Below are 20,305 nucleotides of genomic sequence, written 5' to 3' on the forward strand. Positions count from 1 at the left end.
TTATGGGGCCATCGGCGAGGTGTTGCAAGTAGCGGTCGGAAACCCTTTAGCCGCCAGCGAGGCCACGGCCTGCCGGCATCGCCGCGAAGCCTCAGTCGCCAGACGCGGCCTTGGCCGGCGCCGGCTGTGCCTGGTAGATCAGATACGGCTCGGACTTGTGTTCGATCACCGATTCGTCCACCACCACCTTGCTCACGTTTTCCTGTGACGGCAGCTCGTACATCGTGTCCAGCAGCACCGATTCCACGATGGTGCGCAGGCCACGTGCGCCGGTCTTGCGCTTGAGTGCCTTCTTGGCGATCGCCGACAGCGCATCCGGGCGGAACTCCAGCTCCACGCTTTCCATCTCGAACAGCTTCTTGAACTGCTTGGTGATGGCGTTCTTCGGCTCGGTCAGGATCTTGATCAGCGCCGGCTCATCGAGTTCCTCGAGCGTGGCGACCACCGGCAGGCGGCCGACGAACTCGGGGATCAAGCCGAACTTGATCAGATCTTCCGGCTCGACTTCGGCCAGGATCTTGCCGACTTCCTGCTTGCGCTCGCTGCTCTTGACCTTGGCGCCGAAGCCAATCCCACCGGCATCGTTGGAACGCGCCTGGATCACCTTGTCCAGCCCGGCAAACGCGCCGCCACAGATGAACAGGATGTTCTTGGTATCGACCTGCAGGAATTCCTGCTGCGGATGCTTACGCCCACCCTGCGGCGGCACCGAAGCCACCGTGCCCTCGATCAGCTTCAGCAATGCCTGCTGCACGCCTTCGCCAGACACATCGCGGGTGATCGACGGGTTTTCGCTCTTGCGCGAAATCTTGTCGATTTCATCGATGTAGACGATGCCCTGCTGCGCTTTCTCGACGTCGTAGTCGCACTTCTGCAACAGCTTCTGGATGATGTTTTCCACGTCCTCGCCGACATAGCCGGCTTCGGTCAGCGTGGTGGCGTCGGCGATCGTGAACGGCACATTGAGCAGGCGCGCCAGCGTTTCGGCCAGCAGCGTCTTGCCCGAGCCGGTCGGGCCGACCAGCAGGATGTTGGACTTGGCAAGTTCGACGTCGTCGTTCTTGCTCCGGCTCTCGATCCGCTTGTAGTGGTTGTACACCGCCACCGCGAGCGTGCGCTTGGCGCGCAGCTGACCGATCACGTACTGGTCCAGCACCTCGAGGATCTCGCGCGGCTTGGGCAGGCTGGAACGTGCCGACTGCGCCTTCTCTTCGAGTTCCTCGCGAATGATGTCGTTGCACAGCTCCACGCACTCATCGCAAATGAATACGCTGGGACCGGCAATCAGCTTGCGGACCTCATGCTGACTCTTACCGCAGAACGAGCAGTAGAGAATCTTGTTGCTGTCGCCGGAACGACCTTGGCGGTCTTCGCTCATGCTTCTGTTACCCAGTTACCCCACCCGATGCACGGGGGTTCGATTTCGAGAATAGCACAGGGTCGGGAGGACATTCGTCCAGCCCGACCCTGCCAGTTTTTCCAGCAATTTCAGGCGTCTGCGACTCAAGACGGCTGGATCGACTCTTCCGGACGGCGTTCCAGCACCTGATCCACCAGGCCATAAGCCTGTGCATCGACCGCGCTCTTGAAGTTGTCGCGCTCGGTGTCGCGCGCGATAGTCTCCAGCGACTGGCCGGTGTGCTTGGCGAGGATCTCGTTCAAGCGCGAACGCAAGGTCAGGATCTCGCGGGCGTGGATGTCGATATCGGTCGCCTGGCCTTGGAAGCCGCCCAGCGGCTGATGGATCATCACGCGCGAATTCGGCAGCGCATAGCGCTTGCCAGCCGCACCGGATGCCAGCAGCAGCGCGCCCATCGAGGCCGCCTGGCCCACACAGATCGTACTCACGTCCGGCTTGATGTACTGCATGGTGTCGTAGATCGCCATGCCGGCGGTGACCACGCCACCGGGCGAATTGATGTAGATGCTGATGTCCTTTTCCGGGTTGTCCGCTTCCAGGAACAGCAGCTGCGCCACGATCACGTTGGCCATATGGTCGTCGATCGGACCGACCAGGAAGATCAGACGCTCCTTCAGCAGACGCGAGTAGATGTCATACGCACGCTCGCCACGGCTGGTCTGCTCGACCACCATGGGCACCAGGTTCAGGGCTTTAGTCACAATGCTCATCAGTCTTCCTGTTGTGGCAGCGGCCTGTGCCGATGCCCGTGTGTGAGATCCGCACCCTGGCTAACCGGATGCGGGCTCGTACCACGCGGTCGCGTTAAACGCGAATCGCGTCCTGGAACGAAAGCGACTGCTCGGTGTGCTTGGCGCGCTCGGCGATCCAGTCGATCACCTGCTCCTCCATCACACGGCTCTGCAGCCCACTCATCAGTTGGGGGTCGTTGCGGTACATCTCAATGACCTGTTCCGGCTCTTCGTAGGTCGAGGCGATCAGACGCAGCGTTTCGCTGACACGCTTGGATTCCAGGCGCAGCTCATTGCGACGTGCGACTTCGCCCACCAGCAGACCTACCAGCACGCGCTTGGCAGCGGCATCCATGAATCCCTGGTGCGCATCGGCCGGGATCTCGCCCGGGTTGCGGCCGCTGCGACGCATCTGGTCGACCTGTTGCGCCAGCATCGAACGGGCTTCGTTCTCGACCAGGCGCGGCGGCATTTCCACGTGCGCGTAGGCGGCGATCAGCTGCTCGCCCACTTCACGGCGCAGACGGTTCATCAACGCACCCTTGAGCTCGCGCTCCAGATTGGTGCGGATGTCGGCGCGGAACTGCTCGGCATCGCCACTCTTCACGCCGAAGCTCTTGATGAACTCCTTGTTGACTTCCGGCAGCACCGGCTCGGACACCTCGACCGCCTTGACGTGCACCTGCACGGTCTTGCCAGCCAGCTGCGGCACGCGCCAGTCCGCCGGGAAATCGATGCTCAAGGTCTTGTCTTCGCCCTTGGACAGGCCTTCCAAGCCCTTTTCGATCTGGTCGAACATCACGCCCGAGCCCAGCACGCTGCTGCCGGTCTCTACGCCTTCGGCGGGCAGACGCTCGTCGCCGGCCTGCGACCAGGTCTCCAGCGCGACCAGATCACCGACCTGCGCGCCGCGCTCGACCGGGTTCCAGGTACGGCGCTGCAGACGCAGGTTCTCGATCATCTGGTCGATGTCGGCATCGGTGACTTCAGCGGTGTGACGCACCACCGACAGGTTGGTCACGTCGATGTCGCCGAAATCCGGCACCACTTCGAAGGTGGCGACAAAGTCGAAATCGCTCTCGCCCTGGTCGATGCGCGGATTGCCGGCCAGACGCAGCGAGTGCTCGCGCACGGCCGAATCGAAGGTCTCACGCAACAGGCCTTCCATCGCCTCGGCACGCACCTGCTGACCGAAGCGCTGCTCGATGACCTTGGTCGGCACCTTGCCGGGCCGGAAGCCCTTGATGCGCGTGGTCCGCGCCAGTTCGCGCAGGCGACCACCAACATGCGTCTCCAGGCGCTCCTGCGGCAGGGTGAAGGTCAGACGGCGTTCCAGATTGCCGGTGGATTCGATCGATGCTTGCATGTTGACTCCTGCCACCGACAGCACACGGCGTCGGCACGAGATGGAAGAGACGGGTTGACGGATGGCGAGAAAGCCGCCGAGCCTTGTAGTTTCGCCGATAACGGCGGCCGCTGCCAGCGGCATGCGAAGAACGGGCTGCGCTGCGGGGACGCGCCCGCTGCGGGGCGCGTAAAACGGCCGGAACATTCACGGCCGCGCTGCACTGGTGCGAAAGGGGGGACTCGAACCCCCACGCCTTGCGGCGTCAGAACCTAAATCTGGTGCGTCTACCAATTCCGCCACTTTCGCGAGGCTGCACGTGCAGGTGCATTGTTGCAGGGATGCCTGCAAAGAAAAAGGCACCCGCACTGCGGATGCCTTTTAATTGGTGGGCCGTCAAGGATTCGAACCTTGGACCTATTGATTAAGAGTCAACTGCTCTACCAACTGAGCTAACGGCCCTGAAACTGGTCGCACATAGTATGTGCGTTTTTGCTTCGTTGCAACACCCCGCGACGCATCGGGTCAAACCTTCCTGCAATCAGTGGGGTGGCTGAGGGGACTCGAACCCCCGACATCTGGAATCACAATCCAGTACTCTAACCAGCTGAGCTACAGCCACCACTGAAAACCTACTTCCTACCGCACCGCCGATGGCGCGCCCGACAGGACTCGAACCTGTAACCGCCGGCTTAGAAGGCCGGTGCTCTATCCGGTTGAGCTACGGGCGCCCGGACCGAACTTCGCATTCCCACGCCGCCAAAGAGCTCAGAGTGGTCGGGGTAGAGGGATTCGAACCCCCGACATCCTGCTCCCAAAGCAGGCGCGCTACCAGACTGCGCTATACCCCGGCGGGACCTTTCAATCCCGAAGGCTCGAAAGGTCGGCTATTTTGGGAACGATTGACGCTGCTGTCAATCACCACGCGCAAAATCGATCATCCGGTATCCTGACAACTGCAGTCATTCACCTCGCACGCCGGCACGGCGGGCACAACCTTCATGGAGAACATCATGCGTAGCGGCAACCCTGCCCTTCGGGAATCCACGTTCCTCGACCTCGGCTCCGGCTCGGTGGTCACCCGCGACGGTCAGGCAATGACCCTCAACGGCACCGTCAACAAGACCGGCCTGTTGTTGCTGATGGCGGTAGCGACCGCCGCGTTTGCATGGTCGCAGTCGGTGGGCGCCGACGGCATGCCGCTGCCGGCCGCCAAGCTGTACATGATCGCCGGTGCCATCGGCGGACTGGTGTTCGCACTGGCGACCTCGTTCAAGCCGACCTGGGCACCGGTCACCGCGCCGCTGTATGCGCTGGTGGAAGGCTTCTTCCTCGGTTCGATTTCTGCCGTGTACGAGGCACGCTTCAACGGCATCGTGTTCCAGGCCGTGCTGCTCACCTTCGGCACGCTGTTCGCGCTGCTGTTCGCGTACCGCAGCGGCATGATCAAGGCCACCGAGAACTTCAAGCTGGGCGTGGTCGCGGCGACCGGCGGTATCGCGCTGGTGTACCTGGCGACGATCGTGCTGGGCCTGTTTGGCGTGCGCATCCCTTTCATTCACGACTCGGGCCTGATCGGCATCGGCTTCAGCCTGTTCGTGGTGGTGGTGGCGGCACTGAACCTGGTGCTGGACTTCGACTTCATCGAAAGCGGCGTGGAGCACGGTGCGCCCAAGCACATGGAGTGGTACGGCGCGTTCGGCCTGATGGTGACGCTGGTGTGGCTGTACATCGAGTTCCTGCGCCTGCTGTCGAAGTTGCAGTCGCGCAACTGAGGCGGGAATTGGGAATTGGGATTAGGGAATCGCAACCGCGATCCCTTGGTCTGATGGCTTGACACTGGCTTCAAGCAACCCACTTCCAAAAAAGAAAGGGCGCCGTCGGCGCCCTTTCTTTTTGTGCGATCTACCCGCGCGCTCAGAGGCGGCTGGCGATGGCCTTGGCAAAGCCCATGGTGTTGCCGGTGCCGCCCAGGTCGGGGGTCAGCGAGTCCTTGGCTTCCAGCGTGGCGACGATCGCTTCGCGCAGGCGCTCGGCGTTCTGCGGCTGACCAATGTGGTCCAGCATTTGCGCCGCGCCCAGCAGCAGCGCACACGGGTTGGCCTTGCCCTGCCCTGCGATATCCGGCGCCGAGCCGTGCACGGCCTCGAAGATTGCCGCGTCCACACCGATGTTGGCGCCCGGCGCCAGGCCCAGGCCGCCGACCAGACCGGCACACAGGTCGGAGATGATGTCGCCGAACAGGTTGGTGGTCACGATGATGTCGAACTGCTCCGGACGCATCACCAGCTGCATGCAGGTGTTGTCGACGATCATTTCCTGGAATTCGATTTCCGGGTACTGCGTGGCGACATCGCGGGCGACTTTCAGGAACAGGCCCGAGGTCGACTTGATGATGTTGGCCTTGTGCACCGCGGTGACCTTCTTGCGGCCGGTGGCGCGCGCCAGGTCGAAGGCGTAGCGCACGATGCGCTCGGAGCCCTTGCGGGTGACGCGGGCGCCGGAAACGGCAACTTCGCCGTCGGCCGAGACTTCCTGGCCTTCGCTCAGGTAGGCGCCTTCGGTGTTCTCACGCACCGTGATCAGGTCCACGCCATCGGCGAAACGCGACTTGGTATTGGGGAACGACTTGGCCGGACGCACGTTGGCGTACAGGTCGAACTTGCGACGCATGGCGACGTTGATCGAGCTGAAACCCTCACCGACCGGCGTGGTCAGCGGGCTCTTCAGCGCCACCTTGTTCTTGGTGATCGAGGCCAGGGTGGACTCAGGCAGCAGATCGCCGTGCTTTTCCAGCGCGACCAGGCCGGCATCGGCGTACTCGTAGGTCAGGCCAGCCTGCAGCGCGTCGAGCACGAACAGCGTGGCATCCATGATCTCCGGGCCAATACCGTCGCCGCGGATGACCGTGATTGTCTGCGTCATAACGTTGGGTTTCCGAACTTGAAGGGGGGAGCGCCAGCCGGAAGCCCGGCTCACCGGCGCAAGGAGGTTTCACAGGCAATTATGCCCGATGCCGGTGAAGGCGCCCAAACCGACCTTGGTCTAAGAGCCGGGCGTGGCGTGGCGCGCACCGCTGCACCGCGACATCGAGCCGGGGAGCGTCATGAGGCGAAGAAGGCGGCCCGGCGACGCGGCAGGCCTCCCACGATCTTGGCACGCGCCCCAAAAACGCAACACGCCGCCTCACAGGACGGCGCGTTGGGCGTGCGGGGCGAGGCTGATCAGCCGTGGCTGTGTTCGGCCGGCGCGGGCGCACCGCCTTCCAGCTGGTCGAGGAAGTCCACCGCGCGGCGCAGGTGCGGGATCACGATCGAGCCGCCCACCACCAGGCCCACCGAGAAGGTTTCGAAGAACTCTTCGCGGGTGACACCGGCCTCCTTGCACTGCGCGACATGGTAACTGATGCAGTCGTCGCAGCGCAGGACCATGGAGGCGACCAGGCCCAGCAGCTCCTTGGTCTTCACGTCCAGCGCGCCGGCCTGGTAGGTCTGGGTATCCAGCGCGAAAAAGCGCCGCACGACCTGATTCGGCTCGGCCAGGATGCGCTGGTTCATGCGCTGGCGGAAGTCAGTGAACTCGCGCAGGCGATCGGCGCTGCCGTCGTCGGAACCACTCATGCCTGACCGCCTGCGGCGGCGAACAGCGGTTCGAGCTTGCCGGCGCGGTGCATGGCCATCATGTCGTCGTAGCCGCCCACATGGATGTCGCCAACGAAGATCTGCGGCACGCTGGTGCGCTTGGCCAGGGCGACCATCTTGTCGCGCTCGGCCGGGTCTAGGTCGATCCGTACCTCGGTCCAGGTCTGGCCCTTGCTCTTGAGGAAGTTCTTGGCCGCCACGCAGTACGGGCAAATTGCGGTGGAATACAAGGTGATCTGCGGACCGGTGGCCGCCTGCTGCCCGGTGTGGTCTTGGCTCACGGGAAACTCCGTGGTTGGGTCTGTGGTCTGACATATGGTAACGGGCGACTGGAATTTCGAGGTCGTCACCGCAACACTGTGGATTAACTGCCGATTCACGCCAACGCGCCGCGCTGCCCGCATGCTCCGCGCACCACCTGGGAGTTCCTCTTGCGCCTGCTACCGCTCGCCACCGCCCTCACGCTGGCCGTCGCCATGGGCGTGGCGCCCGCGCAGGAGAATCGCCTGCCCGACATCGGCTCGTCGGCCGGCGAGCTGCTGACCCCGGCACGGCAGGCCGAGTACGGCAAGATGATGCTGGCCGAGCTGCGCAACTACGACTACGTGCTGGACGACCCGCTGGTCACCGACTGGCTGCAGACCATGGGCACGCGGCTGGGCGCCAACAGCGACCAGCCGCAGCAGCCGTTTACGTTTTTCATGCTGCGCGACCGCCAGATCAACGCCTTCGCCACGCTGGGCGGCTATATCGCCGTCAATGCCGGCCTGGTGCTGACCGCCGAGCGCGAGGACGAAGTGGCGGCGGTGCTGTCGCATGAAATCGCCCATGTCACGCAGCAGCACGTGCTGCGCGGGGTGGAACGCGCCCAGCGCGACCAGATCCCGATCCTGCTCGGCATGCTGGCCGCCGTGGTGGCTGCGCAACAGGCCGGCGGCAATTCCAGCGGCGACGCCACCATGGCCACGATCACCAGTGCCATGGGGCTGATGCAGCAGCGCCAGATCGACTACACCCGCTCCAACGAGTCCGAGGCCGACCGGCTGGGCATCCGCACGCTGGTGCGCAGCGGCTACGACGTGGATGCGATGGCCGGCTTTTTCGAGCGCATGTCGGTGGCGATGCGCGCCAACGAGGGCGGCTACAGCGCGCCGGACTTCCTGCAGACCCATCCGGTGACCACCACCCGCATCAGCGAGGCGAAGGCGCGCGCGGAGCAGATGAAGAAGAACACCGTGGTGCTGACCACCTCGGTGCCGGGCGGCACGCGCCAGGAGCGCGTGGACCCGTCCGACCCATCGCTGTCCGAGCCGCTGAGCCGCAACGGCAACGCGTTGCTGCCGTATGCGCTGCGCCTGCCGGTGGATGCATTGAGCCGCAGCAGCGACCAGCAGGGCTTCGACTGGGCCAAGGAGCGCCTGCGCGTGCTCAGCGCCAGCACGCCCGATAGCGCCATTCGCGAATACGAGAACCTGCGTCGCAGCGCCAAGCAGGGACTCACCGACGCGCAGCGCTATGGGCTGGCGCTGGCGCGGCTGCGCAACAGTGGCAGCCGCCCGGCCGAGCCGGTGGCCGAACTGACCAGCCTACTTGAGGCGCATCCGGACAACCTTTGGCTGGCGCTGGGCCTGAGCGAGGCACAGGCACGCGTGGGCCCGCGCGAACAGGCCAACGCGCGCTTCGATGCGCTGCTGAAGCGGCTGCCCAACAACCGCGCAGTGGCGCTGACCTACGCCGGCGCGCTCAACGAGCAGGCCAGCAAGGAGGCCGGCCAGCGCGCGCGTCAGGTGCTGGAGCCGCTGCTGTACCGCAGTGGCGAGGATCCGCTGCTGCAGCAGACCTATGCGCGCGCCTGCGAGCTGTCCGGCGACCATGTGCGCGCCAGCGAGGCGTATGCGGAGTCGGCCTACCTCAATGGGCGCGCAGAACAGGCGCTGATCCAGCTGGAAGCGCTGAAAAAGAAGGATCTCGATTATGTGACACGAGCCCGCGTGGATGCGCGCATTGCCGCGATCACGCCCACCGTGCTGGAGCTGCGCCGGCAAGGAATTCGCGACCCCGACCTGTCACAGCGCTAGGGGTGTCACATGAGAGTCACAAAACCGTAGTCTACTGGCGATCATCCGAAGCCAGACGGTAAGCCCCGCGTGCAGAAACGCATCCTGATCGTCGATGACGAACCCGCAATCCGCGACATGGTCGCGTTCGCACTGCGCAAAGGCGAGTTCGAGCCCATCCACGCCGGTGACGCCCGCGAGGCGCAGACCGCCATCGCCGACCGCGTTCCCGATCTCATCCTGCTCGACTGGATGCTGCCCGGCACCAGCGGCCTGGACCTGGCGAGGCGCTGGCGCAAGGAATCGCTGACCCGCGAGATCCCGATCATCATGCTGACCGCGCGCGGCGAAGAGAACGATCGCGTCGGCGGCCTGGAGGCCGGCGTCGACGATTACGTGGTCAAGCCGTTCTCGGCCCGCGAATTGCTGGCACGCATCCGTGCAGTCATGCGGCGCACCCGTGAGGACGATGAAGACGGCAGCGTGGCCGTGGGCCGCCTGCGCATCGACGGTGCCGCGCATCGCGTGTTTGCCGGCGATGCCCCGGTGCCGATCGGCCCCACCGAATACCGGCTGCTGCACTTCTTCATGACCCATCCTGAGCGCGTTTACACCCGCACCCAGCTGCTGGACCATGTGTGGGGCGGCAGCGTGTATGTGGAAGAGCGCACGATCGATGTGCACATCCGCCGCCTGCGCAAGACGCTGGAACCGTTCGGCCTGGAAAACATGGTGCAGACCGTGCGTGGATCGGGCTACCGTTTCTCCTCGGCCACCTGATGCCGGCCGCGCAGGCCGGCCCGGTCCCATGCCTACCTGACGCTCCGTGGTAACGCCTTCCATGCCCCAACATATCCGTTCCGCCTGGCTGAAGACGCTCGGCACCCTTGCGCTGTTGCTGGGCGCTGCCGTGCTGGCCGGTGTGCTGATCGGGCATGTCTGGATGGCGCTGACGCTCACCGCGCTGGGCGTGCTTGCCTGGCATTACTGGCGGTTGCGCCAGGTGCTGCGCCGCCTGACCGCGCGCCAGCGTGCCGAACCGGCCGCCGGTGTAGGCGCCTGGAACGAACTCGACCGGCTGCTGTATCGCAGCCAGGCCGAAATGCGCGCACGCAAGCGCCGCCTGATCGACATGTTGCGCACCTACCGCGCCGCCGCGCAGGCACTGCCCGATGCGGTGGTGGTGGTGGACCGCAACAGCCAGCGGGTGCAGTGGTTCAACAAGGCCGCCGCCGGCCTGCTCGGCCTGCATCATCCCGGCGATATGGGCGTGTCGGTGGTGGAGCGCCTGCAGCCGTTGCCGCTGGCCCACTGGCTGGCGGCCGGGCGCAATGCCGAGCCGATGCTCGATGCCGCCTCGCCGGTGGACCCGGACCTGCGCCTCAACCTGCGGCTGATCCCGTATTCGGACGACTACTGGCTGTTGGTGGCGCGCGACGTCAGCAAGCTGCTGCGGCTGGAGCAGGTGCGCCGCGACTTCGTGGCCAACGTCTCGCACGAACTGCGCACCCCGCTCACCGTGGTGCACGGCTATCTGGACATGCTCGACCCGGAGGACTTTCCGGATTCGGGCCCGATGCTGGCGGAGATGCGCAAGCAATCGCAGCGCATGGCGCAGCTGGTGGAAGACCTGCTGACGCTATCGCGCCTGGAATCGCAGGAAGAACTCGGCGAGGAACATGTGGCGATGGCACCGATGCTGTCCACGCTGCGCCGCGAAGCCGAAGCGCACAGCCAGGGCCGCCACACCGTGGAAGTGTTCGACGAAGCCGGCGTGGATCTGCTCGGTTCCAATAAAGAGCTGCATAGCGCTTTTTCCAATCTGGTGACCAACGCGGTGCGCTACACGCCCGGCGGTGGCACGGTGACGATTCGCTTCGTGCGCGAAGGCGATGGCGCGGCACTGGCAGTGCGCGACACCGGCTACGGCATTCCCGCCTCGCACCTGCCGCGCATCACCGAACGTTTCTATCGTGTGTCCAGCAGCCGCTCGCGCGAGAGCGGCGGCACCGGGCTGGGTCTGTCGATCGTCAAACACATTCTGGGCCTGCATCAGGCGCGCCTGGATATCGAAAGCGAAGTGGGACGCGGCAGCGAATTCTCGTGCCATTTCGGTGCGGCACGTGTTGTGCAACGCGAACAGTCCCTGCCCTTGTCACGCTCGGCGTGATATGAAGGATGCGCGCGCCACGGCGCTGCGCACTGCACCGACGCAGCGCTGGGTGTGGCGCATGTTGCGCATGGCGCGCACCGCATCGCCGCCGCCTGCCTTACCTTGATGACCGCCTCGAAGACCGACTCCATGGGCCACGCCAAGCACTCCAAAGACCCCGCACCTTCCGAGGACATCGGCAACGATCCGCTGCGTGACCCGGCGCTGTATCTCAACCGGGAACTGTCGCAGCTGGATTTCAATTTCCGCGTGCTGGCGCAGGCGCTGGACGAACAGGTTCCGCTGCTGGAACGGCTGCGCTTTTTGTGCATTTCCTGCACCAACCTGGACGAGTTCTTCGAGATCCGCGCGGCCACCGTGCGGCATGCGCAGGAGTTCGGCCTGCCGCCCGCACCCGATGGCATGAGCCCCACCGCCATCCTCAACGCGGTGCACGACCGCGCCGCCAAACTGGTGGATCAGCAGTACCACGTGTGGAACGATGTGCTGCGCCCGGCGATGGAACAGGCCGGGGTTGCGGTGCTGAGCCGCACCACCTGGAATTCGCGCCAGAAACGCTGGCTTCGCGCCTACTTCCGCAACGAGATCATGCCGGTGCTGTCGCCGCTGGGCCTGGACCCGGCGCATCCGTTCCCGAAGATCCTCAACAAGACCTTGAACATCGTGGTGGTGCTCGAAGGCCAGGACGCGTTCGGGCGCGCCGGCCATCTGGCGATCGTGCGCGCGCCGCGCTCGCTGCCGCGCATCATCCAGCTGCCGGCCAGCCTGTCGCCGGACGGCGAGCAGAGCTTCGTGTTCCTGTCCTCGGTGCTGTCGGAGTTCGTGGACGAGCTGTTCCCCGGCATGCAGGTCAAGGGCTCCTACCAGTTCCGCGTCACCCGCAATTCCGAGCTGGTGGTGGACGAAGAAGAAGTGGAAAACCTGGCACTGGCGTTGCGCGACGAACTGGTCACGCGCGGCTACCGGCCTGCGGTGCGGCTGGAGATTGCGCACGATTGCCCGCCGGCGATCATGCGCACCCTGCTGCAGAATTTCGGTCTCAACGAAAACGCGGTGTATCGCATTGCCGGTCCAGTGAACCTGAGCCGCGTGACCCAGGTGTACGACCTGGTGCAACGGCCCGAGCTCAAGTACCCGGCGTTCAATCCGCGCACCTTGCGCGACAACGTGGGCATCTTCGAGATCGTCAACAAGGGCGATGTGCTGCTGCACCACCCCTTCGATGCGTTCACTGCGGTGCTGGACGTGATCCGCCAGGCGGCAGTCGACCCGAACGTGTTGGCGATCAAGCAGACGCTGTACCGCACCGGCAAGGATTCGCTGATTGTCGATGCGTTGATCCTGGCCGCGCGCAACGGCAAGGACGTCACCGTAGTGGTGGAGCTGCGCGCGCGCTTCGACGAAGAAGCCAACCTGGGCCTGGCCGACAAGTTGCAGGAAGCCGGCGTGCAGGTGGTCTACGGCGTGGTCGGTTACAAGACCCACGCCAAGATGTTGCTGATCGTGCGCCGCGAAGGACGCAAGCTCAAACGCTACGTGCACCTGGGCACCGGCAACTACCACAGCGGCACCGCGCGCCTGTACACCGACCTGAGCCTGATCACCGCCGATGTGGAGATCGGCAACGATGTGCACATGCTGTTTCAGCAGCTCTCCGGCCTGGCGCCGCGCATGAAGCTGGAACAACTGCTGCAATCGCCCTTCACCCTGCATACCGGCGTGCTGCAGCGGATCGAACGCGAGACGCGGCTGGCGCGCAACGGCCGGCCTGGGCGCATCATCGCCAAGATGAACGCACTCAACGAACCGCAGGTGGTGCGCGCGTTGTATACCGCCTCGCAGGCGGGCGTGCAGATTGACTTGATCGTGCGTGGCGCCTGCACCTTGCGCCCGGGCGTGCCGGGCGTGTCGGACAACATCCGCGTGCGCTCGATCGTGGGGCGTTTTTTGGAACATAGCCGTGTGTACTGGTTCGGCAACGACGGCGCGGCGGAGTTGTATTGCGCCAGCGCCGACTGGCTGGAGCGCAATCTGCTGCGCCGGGTGGAGACCTGCTTCCCGATCCTGGACCCGGACCTGGCCAAGCGCGTCTACCGCGAAGTGCTGCAGAACTACCTGGACGACAACGTCAACGCGTGGGAACTGGATGCCGAAGGCATCTATCACAAGCGCACGCCCGGGCCTGGCGAGCCGGCGCATTCGGCCCAGATGACCTTGCTCGATCGGGTCTGAGGCCAGACGGGCTGCCGCCTCTCACGGGGCTGGCGGCCCATCGGCTACCATGCGGCCATGCCAATGCCCTCCCCCACGATCCCGCCCCTGCGCGATGGCGATTTTCTCGCCGCCATCGACTTAGGATCCAACAGTTTCCACATGGTCATTGCGCGCTACCTGATGGGTCAGTTGCGCGTTGTCGACCGCCTGCGCGAAACCGTGCGCATGGCCGACGGCCTGGATGGCAAGGGCGGCATTTCCAACGAGGCGCGCCAGCGCGCGCTCGAGTGCCTGGCACGCTTCGGCCAACGCATCCGCGAGGTGCCATCGCTGCGCGTGCGCGCGCTGGCCACCAACACCGTGCGCCAGCTGCGCTCGCCGCAGGCATTCCTGATGCCGGCCGAAACCGCGCTTGGCCATGCCATCGAAGTGGTCAGCGGGCGCGAGGAAGCGCGTCTGATCTATCTGGGCGTGGCGCATGCGCAACCACCCAAGCCCGATCAACGCCGGCTGGTGATCGACATCGGCGGTGGCTCCACGGAGTTCATCATCGGCCGCGGCTTCCAGACGCTGGAACGCGAAAGCCTGCAGGCCGGCTGTATTGCCAGTACGCGGCGGTTCTTTCCCGGCGGCAAGCTCTCCAAGAAAAAATGGAAAGATGCGCTGACCGAGATCGGCGCCGAGTTTCAGCAGTTCGCCGGCCAATACAAGGCGCTGGGCTGGCATGAAGCGATTGGCTCGTCCGGTACGCACAAGGCCATCGGCGAGATGTGCGCGGCGATGAAGCTGACCAAGGGCGCGATCACCGCCGAGGCGCTGCCGGCGCTGCGCGATGAGCTGCTCAAGGCCAAGCGCATCGAAGATATCCAGTTGCCCGGCCTGGCGGCCGAGCGGCGGCCGATCATCGCCGGCGGCATTCTGGTGCTCGAAGCGGCCTTCCAGGCGCTGGGCCTGGAGAAGCTGATGGTCAGCAAGGCGGCGATGCGCGAAGGCATCCTGTACGACATGCTCGGCCGCGGCGGCGAGAACGACCCGCGCGACAGTTCGGTGGCGTCGTTGGTGCAGCGCTACGGCATCGACGAGGCGCAGGCACGGCGCGTGGAAGCCACCGCGTGCCGCCTGTTCGACCAGGTCTGCGAATCCTGGCAGCTCGATGGCGACGACGCGCAAGTGCTGCGCCGTGCCGCACGCTTGCACGAGCTGGGCCTGATGATCGCGCACAGCCAGTACCACGTGCACGGCAGCTACATCCTGGAACACTCGGATATCGCCGGGTTCTCGCGGCAGGAACAGCAGGTGCTGGCCGCGCTGGTGCGCACGCATCGCCGCAATGTGCCCAAGACTGCCTTCGACGCATTGCCCGACCGCTTGCTGCTGCCAACCCGGCGCAAGGCCGCGCTGCTGCGGTTGGCCGTGCTGCTGCACCGCGCCCATGAAACCGATCCGATCCCGACCCTGGAACTCACCGCCGACGACAACCGGCTGTCGCTGATCCTATCGCAGGCCTGGATCGATTCGCGCCCGTTGCTGCGCGCCGACCTGATCGGCGAAGTGGAAGGGATGGCGGGTTTGGGCATCATGTTCCGGCCGTTTGTGACGTAGGCCAGCGGCCGTTGGCCTCTGGCGGGAATTGGGAATGGGGATTGGCCATGCATGGGGCGCTGAACGTCCCAGAGGTAGTTTCGCTCGGCGCCACAGCACCACGCTTTTACGATTCCCGATTCCCCACTCCCGATTCCCACCCCTCTGTCACCCCTGCGACTTCTTCGCGCAATACCGCTGCCATCGCGTTCCCGGAAGCTAGATCAAACGGGAGAACGACCATGCGCTACGCGATCGTTACCGAAACCTATCCACCCGAAGTCAACGGCGTTGCGCTCACCGTGCATGGCCTGGAAACCGGTCTGCGTGCGCGCGGCCACCAGGTCGATGTGGTGCGCCCGCGGCAAGCGGCCGACAGCACGCCGGCCGACACCGTGCTGGTGCGCGGCGCGTCGCTGCCACGCTACCCCGGGCTGAAGTTCGGGCTGCCGGCCACCCGGCGGCTCACCCGACATTGGGCAGCCACGCAACCGGATGCGATCTACGTGGCCACGGAAGGCCCGTTGGGATGGTCGGCCATGCGCGCGGCGCGGCGGCTTGGCATTCCGGTCGCAACCGGCTTCCACACCCGCTTCGACGAATACCTGCCCGACTACGGCGCTGCCTGGCTGCAAGGCACTGCGCTGCGCTGGATGCGGCGCTTCCACAACCAGGCCGAAGCCACGCTGGTTCCCACCCGCGAGCTGCAGCAGTTCCTGCGCGGCAGCGGTTTCGAGCGGGTGCAGTTGCTGGCGCGTGCGGTGGACAGCCTGCAGTTCGATCCGTCCCGCCGCGACCCCGCGTTGCGCGCCGAATGGGGGATCGAAGGCGAAGGCTTTGCGGCGATCTACGTAGGCCGGATTGCCAACGAGAAAAACCTGCCACTGGCGATTCGCGCGTTTCGCAAGCTGCAGCAGCTCCGCCCGAAAGCGCGCTTTGTGTGGGTGGGCGATGGCCCGGCGCGCGAAAAGATCGCTCACGAGAATCCGGACTTCATTTTTTGCGGCATCCAGCGCGGCGACGCGCTGGCGCGCCACTTCGCCAGCGGCGATCTGTTCCTGTTTCCCAGCCGCAGCGAGACCTTCGGTAACGTCACGTTGGAAGCGATGGCCAGCGGCGTGGCGACGGTGGCCTTCGATTACGGTGCGGCGCGCGAATACCTGCGCAATGGCCAGACCGGCGCTGCGGTGGAGGACGACGCTGCATTCGTGCAGGCCGCACTGACACTGACCGAAAACGACGACGTGCGCCAACGCATGGGCCATGCCGCCGCGCAAGCGATGAAGAAACTGCACCCGGACAACGTGGTGTCCGATTTCGAAGCACTGCTGCTGGGGATCACGGCGGCACGGGGGCGGTATGTCGTCGACGCGGCTTGAACTCCTGCACGGTCACGAAGCGCGCTGGTGCCGGCGGGCCAACCACTGGTGCCGCCGGCACCCGGTGCGGCGCAGCTTCGCGGCGATCAGCCGGCTGGGCGACGGGGTGTTCTGGTACAGCCTGATGGGCCTGCTGGTGCTGCTGGACGGAATGGACGGTGTGCGCGCCTCTGCGCACATGGCCGCCACCGGCCTGCTGGCGCTGACCCTCTACAAGACTCTCAAACGCTGGACGCGCCGGCCGCGTCCGTATGCGGCGGATGTGCGCATCCGCGCCTGGGTGGCGCCTCTGGATGAGTTCAGTTTTCCCTCCGGGCACACCCTGCACGCGGTGTCCTTCAGCATCGTCGCGCTGGCCTATTACCCCTGGCTGGCCCCGCTGCTGGTGCCGTTTTCTGCGGGCGTGGCGCTCTCGCGTGTGGTGCTGGGGCTGCACTATCCCAGCGACGTACTCGCCGCCACTGCGATCGGCATTGCGCTGGCCAGTCTCTCGTTGTGGTGGTTGCCGGTTCCCGCCTTGTTCGTCTGATGCGCGCCTTCCCGATCAGGGAACACCACACCGCACGCTCGCATCACCAGACCCGCCGCCAGCAATACATGAGGCGCTGATGCATCAGGGACGCTCCCGTACAATGGCGCGATGACGACCCTGTTCATCTCCGACCTGCATCTGGACCCGGCCCGGCCGGCGATCACCGAGCTGTTCCTGGATTTCCTGCGCACGCAGGTACCCGGCAGCGACGCGCTCTACATTCTTGGCGATCTGTTCGAGGCGTGGATCGGCGACGACACCCCGTCGACGGCCGCGGATGCGGTGGCCGAGGCCTTGCACGCTGTGGCCGCCACCGGTGTGCCGGTGTTTTTCATGCCCGGCAATCGCGACTTCCTGGTCGGTGCCGCCTACGCGCAACGCGCCGGCTTTCGCATCCTGCCCGACCCCACCGTCATCGATCTGTACGGGCAGCCGACGCTGCTGATGCACGGCGACCTGCTGTGCACCGACGACACTGCCTACCAGGCCTTCCGCGCGCAAACGCGCGACCCGGCTTTCCAGGCACAGTTCCTGTCGCAACCGCTGGCCGCACGCGTGGCGTTCGCACAGCAGGCACGCGCCGCCAGCCAGGCGCGCCAGTCAGAACTCAAGCAAGGCGACCAGGCACAGTTCGAAACCGTCACCGACGTGGCGCCGGCCGAGGTAGACGCCACCTTCGTGCGCTACGGCCTGGACCGCATCATCCACGGCCACACCCACCGCCCGGCCATCCACACCGTGCAGGCCGGTGGCCGCACCTGCACACGCGTGGTGCTGGGCGATTGGTACGAACAAGGCTCGGTGTTGCGCGTGGACGCCGACGGCTTGGTGCTGGAACAGCTGGCGCTGTGATCTAGCGCGTCCGTGCGACGGCGCAGGCATGGCGCGGTGGCGCGGTGCATGCACGCTGCGCAGTGGGCTTCACTACGTCTGCGCTGCTGATCGGCGCTGCATCACTGCGTGCTGCGCTGATGCTCGGCGTAGTCGACAAAATCCCCGTTGACCACGTCGTACCAGAGCAGGCGGCCATCGGCCTGCACGCGGAAGCGGTCGCGCACCGGACTGGTCTGCGGATCGCCCGGGCAGCCATCGCCGTGGCGTTCGTGCACGGCGAATTCAAAGGCGCCCGATGCAGATGTTTGGTCGTCCTGCTCGGTCATGATGCTGATGCAGTCATCAGGATAAAAACGGTCGCGCTGCAGTTGTGTCTGCAGGCGTTGCAGCGCGCGTTCTTCCGCTGCGTTGCCGGCGCTGGCCGCGGCTGCGGGGGTGGTGACTGCAGGTTTGGCCGGGGATGCGGCAGGCTCGGCCGGTTGCTGACGACAGCCGGCAACCGCCAGCACGGCCAGGCACAACACGCTGCAGGTCAGGGACTTGGACATGATCGCTCCGCTGGACATCACATGGCCGGCAACCACCGGCGGTGTGCCTAGTCTGCGCGATCAGCGTACGCGGATATAGCGGCACTGCCCGGCACGCGTGGTGCCGGGCAGGCTAGGCAGTGATCAGCGGAACGCGGCGATGTTGGCCTTGGTGTTGACCAGCACGCGTTGGTTGTCCGCGGTGCTGGCGTTGCCCATGGGCACGCCGTTGTAGCTGATGTTGGGATTGGACCAGTAGTTCAGGCGCGGGCAGCCGCTGGGACAGGCGTAGGCCATGATGGTGCGCCAGCTGTTGCCGTAGCGGTAGCCGTGGCCATACGCAAACGGCGAGGTGCTCGGGTCGGTGGCCGCATCGTGACGTGCACTCTGCAGGTGGCCGATTTCATGCGCAAAACTGTAGTAGCCGGTGGCGCAGTCCCAGTACACCGATGCAAACGCCGTGGCCGCCGTGGAGCCGATACCCGACGCCAGGCCGCAGTAGCTGCTGTTGTTCAACACGATCACGCCCACATCGGCGGTGTAGGTGTTGCGGCTGGTGTGGATGCTATCCATGTAGCCGTCGTTGGTGACGCGGAAGCGCTGCAGATCGGTGGTGAAGTTACCGGTTTCCGCATAGCTGGTGGTTTCATAGCGCGCCAGCTGCAAGGTGATGCCCACATTGCTGTTGACGTAGCCCTGGTTGGCCTCGGCCACCGCCAGTTGCACCAGCGACTGCATGTTGCCGCCGTACGCAGTCACCGCCTGGTTGGTGGCCACCACCAGCACGCGGATGGTGGCCGGGCTGCCGGACGAAGCCTGCGCAGCGGTCACGCGGCCGTCGCTGGGCATGTCGAACTTGGGCAACAGGCTGTATTCGGCCGGATGCTCCTGCGGCATGCGCTGCTCGTCCACCTGCACCAGCACATGGCGGCCATCGGCAAGCGGCCGCAGGCGATAGAGCTTGCCGGCGTAGCGGATGGTGCCGGTGACGGTGTCGCCGCTCCGCACCAGGATCGCCGAGTTGAGCGGGTCCACGCCGGACAGGGTGCGTGCACGGGTGCCGGCACGCGGGCCGAGATTGCCGTACCAGATGCTGTCGCCACCTTCCAACGCATCGACCTTGGCCTGGGTAGCGGTGATGGTCTGGCCATCCAGCTGTAGCTCGAGCAGTTTTTCCGCCGGCGCCACCGCGCCCGCATCGATCTGCACCACCTGTGCGTTTGCGGTGGATGGCGAGCTCAATACGCGCTGTAACGAGGGTTCTGCCGTGGCGGTGGCTGCAGCGCTGCGGCTCAATGCCGGGCCGGTTTGATACAGCGGCTTGCCTGCCGCTGCCGCCGAGCCAGCCAGACACATGGCAATCAGACCGACCGTGGTGCACATCGACTTCGACTTCATCGTCTCTCTCTCCTAGACATGGAAGCAACGGGATGTGAAACACCGGGCCCCTGTCCCCGGGACGCCATTAGGGCGCGCCGATCAGGATGGAATGCAAGTTGTTACAACAGAAAATTACCGTTCTGTGATGTTTGACGTTGACTGGATGCGATTCCAGCACCGGTGTGGCGCGACGGAGTGCACATTCCGGTGGACGGCAATGTCTTCCAGTGGGTCTCGACTCGGCGCTGCGAGGTGGCGGATGGCTGCTCCTGGGCCTTGATGAGGCCTGGCTTTCGGTTGGCAGCGCTCACGCACGCGGACGTCCAAGCAACGTTGGGACACGGGTGAAGGAAGGTAGTGACCGGCACCGCCTTGGCGCTGCACCGCATGCAGATTGTCGGGATCCAAGAGCATGCTGGCTTAAAGAGCCCGCTCTCCGTCGGATGGTGTTGCCTGGGCGTACACACGCTGGTCGACCGACACAGCGCTCA

At 65.2% G+C, this 20,305-nt stretch carries 17 protein-coding genes and 5 tRNA genes; 9 read left to right on the plus strand and 13 right to left on the minus strand.

Annotated elements, in window-relative coordinates; all coding sequences use genetic code 11:
- Window positions 1–91 precede the first annotated feature (91 nt).
- From clpX to QRM60_RS04605, 8 genes are all read right to left on the minus strand, one after another.
- Window positions 92–1,378 (minus strand): ATP-dependent Clp protease ATP-binding subunit ClpX, encoded by a 1,287-nt coding sequence (clpX, locus tag QRM60_RS04570; protein ID WP_042595019.1) that lies wholly within the window; start codon window positions 1,376–1,378, stop codon window positions 92–94.
- A gap of 125 nt (window positions 1,379–1,503) precedes the next feature.
- Complete coding sequence (gene clpP, locus QRM60_RS04575) at window positions 1,504–2,130, minus strand: ATP-dependent Clp endopeptidase proteolytic subunit ClpP (protein ID WP_002806026.1); 627 nt, start codon at window positions 2,128–2,130, stop codon at window positions 1,504–1,506.
- Between the two features lie 94 nt (window positions 2,131–2,224).
- Window positions 2,225–3,517 (minus strand): trigger factor, encoded by a 1,293-nt coding sequence (tig, locus tag QRM60_RS04580; protein WP_014506865.1) that lies wholly within the window; start codon window positions 3,515–3,517, stop codon window positions 2,225–2,227.
- A 203-nt stretch (window positions 3,518–3,720) separates the two neighbouring features.
- Window positions 3,721–3,805, minus strand: a tRNA-Leu gene (locus tag QRM60_RS04585).
- 77 nt (window positions 3,806–3,882) lie between these two features.
- Window positions 3,883–3,958, minus strand: a tRNA-Lys gene (locus QRM60_RS04590).
- Window positions 3,959–4,041: 83 nt separating this feature from the next.
- Window positions 4,042–4,118: transfer RNA gene (locus QRM60_RS04595), tRNA-His, on the minus strand.
- 32 nt (window positions 4,119–4,150) lie between these two features.
- Window positions 4,151–4,227: transfer RNA gene (locus tag QRM60_RS04600), tRNA-Arg, on the minus strand.
- Window positions 4,228–4,270: 43 nt separating this feature from the next.
- Window positions 4,271–4,347: transfer RNA gene (locus QRM60_RS04605), tRNA-Pro, on the minus strand.
- A 162-nt stretch (window positions 4,348–4,509) separates the two neighbouring features.
- On the opposite strand from QRM60_RS04605, the gene QRM60_RS04610 reads away from it, so the two are divergent.
- Window positions 4,510–5,271 carry a Bax inhibitor-1/YccA family protein gene (locus QRM60_RS04610; RefSeq protein ID WP_119960509.1) on the plus strand — a complete coding sequence of 254 codons (762 nt, stop codon included), beginning with the start codon at window positions 4,510–4,512 and terminating at the stop codon, window positions 5,269–5,271.
- A gap of 142 nt (window positions 5,272–5,413) precedes the next feature.
- Here QRM60_RS04610 and QRM60_RS04615 read toward each other — a convergent pair whose 3' ends face one another.
- From QRM60_RS04615 to grxC, 3 genes are all read right to left on the minus strand, one after another.
- The gene (locus QRM60_RS04615; protein ID WP_011036181.1) at window positions 5,414–6,421 is read right to left on the minus strand and encodes an isocitrate dehydrogenase; all 1,008 of its coding nucleotides are present in this window, start codon (window positions 6,419–6,421) and stop codon (window positions 5,414–5,416) included.
- Between the two features lie 299 nt (window positions 6,422–6,720).
- Entirely contained in the window at window positions 6,721–7,116 is a 396-nt protein-coding gene (locus QRM60_RS04620) for a carboxymuconolactone decarboxylase family protein (RefSeq protein WP_011036180.1), read from the minus strand.
- Window positions 7,113–7,418, minus strand: coding sequence for a glutaredoxin 3 (gene grxC / locus QRM60_RS04625; RefSeq protein WP_014506861.1), 306 nt, complete (start codon window positions 7,416–7,418; stop codon window positions 7,113–7,115). The genes QRM60_RS04620 and grxC overlap by 4 nt, the downstream gene beginning before the upstream one ends.
- Window positions 7,419–7,568: 150 nt before the next feature.
- On the opposite strand from grxC, the gene QRM60_RS04630 reads away from it, so the two are divergent.
- From QRM60_RS04630 to lpxH, 8 genes are all read left to right on the plus strand, one after another.
- The gene (locus tag QRM60_RS04630; protein WP_115000584.1) at window positions 7,569–9,215 is read left to right on the plus strand and encodes a M48 family metalloprotease; all 1,647 of its coding nucleotides are present in this window, start codon (window positions 7,569–7,571) and stop codon (window positions 9,213–9,215) included.
- Window positions 9,216–9,284: 69 nt separating this feature from the next.
- Entirely contained in the window at window positions 9,285–9,974 is a 690-nt protein-coding gene (phoB, locus tag QRM60_RS04635) for a phosphate regulon transcriptional regulator PhoB (protein ID WP_011036177.1), read from the plus strand.
- Window positions 9,975–10,035: 61 nt separating this feature from the next.
- Window positions 10,036–11,364, plus strand: a complete 1,329-nt coding sequence (gene phoR, locus QRM60_RS04640; RefSeq protein WP_161962590.1) for a phosphate regulon sensor histidine kinase PhoR — start codon at window positions 10,036–10,038, stop codon at window positions 11,362–11,364.
- A gap of 132 nt (window positions 11,365–11,496) precedes the next feature.
- The gene (gene ppk1 / locus QRM60_RS04645; protein WP_228438504.1) at window positions 11,497–13,599 is read left to right on the plus strand and encodes a polyphosphate kinase 1; all 2,103 of its coding nucleotides are present in this window, start codon (window positions 11,497–11,499) and stop codon (window positions 13,597–13,599) included.
- A gap of 63 nt (window positions 13,600–13,662) precedes the next feature.
- Window positions 13,663–15,183, plus strand: a complete 1,521-nt coding sequence (gene ppx / locus QRM60_RS04650) for an exopolyphosphatase (RefSeq protein ID WP_172666277.1) — start codon at window positions 13,663–13,665, stop codon at window positions 15,181–15,183.
- Window positions 15,184–15,404: 221 nt separating this feature from the next.
- Window positions 15,405–16,541 carry a glycosyltransferase family 1 protein gene (locus tag QRM60_RS04655; protein ID WP_285445695.1) on the plus strand — a complete coding sequence of 379 codons (1,137 nt, stop codon included), beginning with the start codon at window positions 15,405–15,407 and terminating at the stop codon, window positions 16,539–16,541.
- Window positions 16,522–17,070, plus strand: coding sequence for a phosphatase PAP2 family protein (locus QRM60_RS04660; protein WP_042596226.1), 549 nt, complete (start codon window positions 16,522–16,524; stop codon window positions 17,068–17,070). The genes QRM60_RS04655 and QRM60_RS04660 overlap by 20 nt, the downstream gene beginning before the upstream one ends.
- A 111-nt stretch (window positions 17,071–17,181) precedes the next feature.
- Entirely contained in the window at window positions 17,182–17,925 is a 744-nt protein-coding gene (lpxH, locus tag QRM60_RS04665) for a UDP-2,3-diacylglucosamine diphosphatase (RefSeq protein WP_115572593.1), read from the plus strand.
- A 101-nt stretch (window positions 17,926–18,026) separates the two neighbouring features.
- Here lpxH and QRM60_RS04670 read toward each other — a convergent pair whose 3' ends face one another.
- Both QRM60_RS04670 and QRM60_RS04675 read right to left on the minus strand, forming a co-directional pair.
- Entirely contained in the window at window positions 18,027–18,455 is a 429-nt protein-coding gene (locus tag QRM60_RS04670; RefSeq protein ID WP_115573580.1) for a hypothetical protein, read from the minus strand.
- A gap of 123 nt (window positions 18,456–18,578) precedes the next feature.
- The gene (locus QRM60_RS04675; RefSeq protein WP_076056339.1) at window positions 18,579–19,832 is read right to left on the minus strand and encodes a zinc-dependent metalloprotease; all 1,254 of its coding nucleotides are present in this window, start codon (window positions 19,830–19,832) and stop codon (window positions 18,579–18,581) included.
- Window positions 19,833–20,305: the final 473 nt, after the last annotated feature.

Origin of the sequence: Xanthomonas sp. fls2-241-TYG-148, assembly GCF_030208815.1 — a bacterium.
Taxonomy (GTDB): Bacteria; Pseudomonadota; Gammaproteobacteria; order Xanthomonadales; family Xanthomonadaceae; genus Xanthomonas; species Xanthomonas campestris.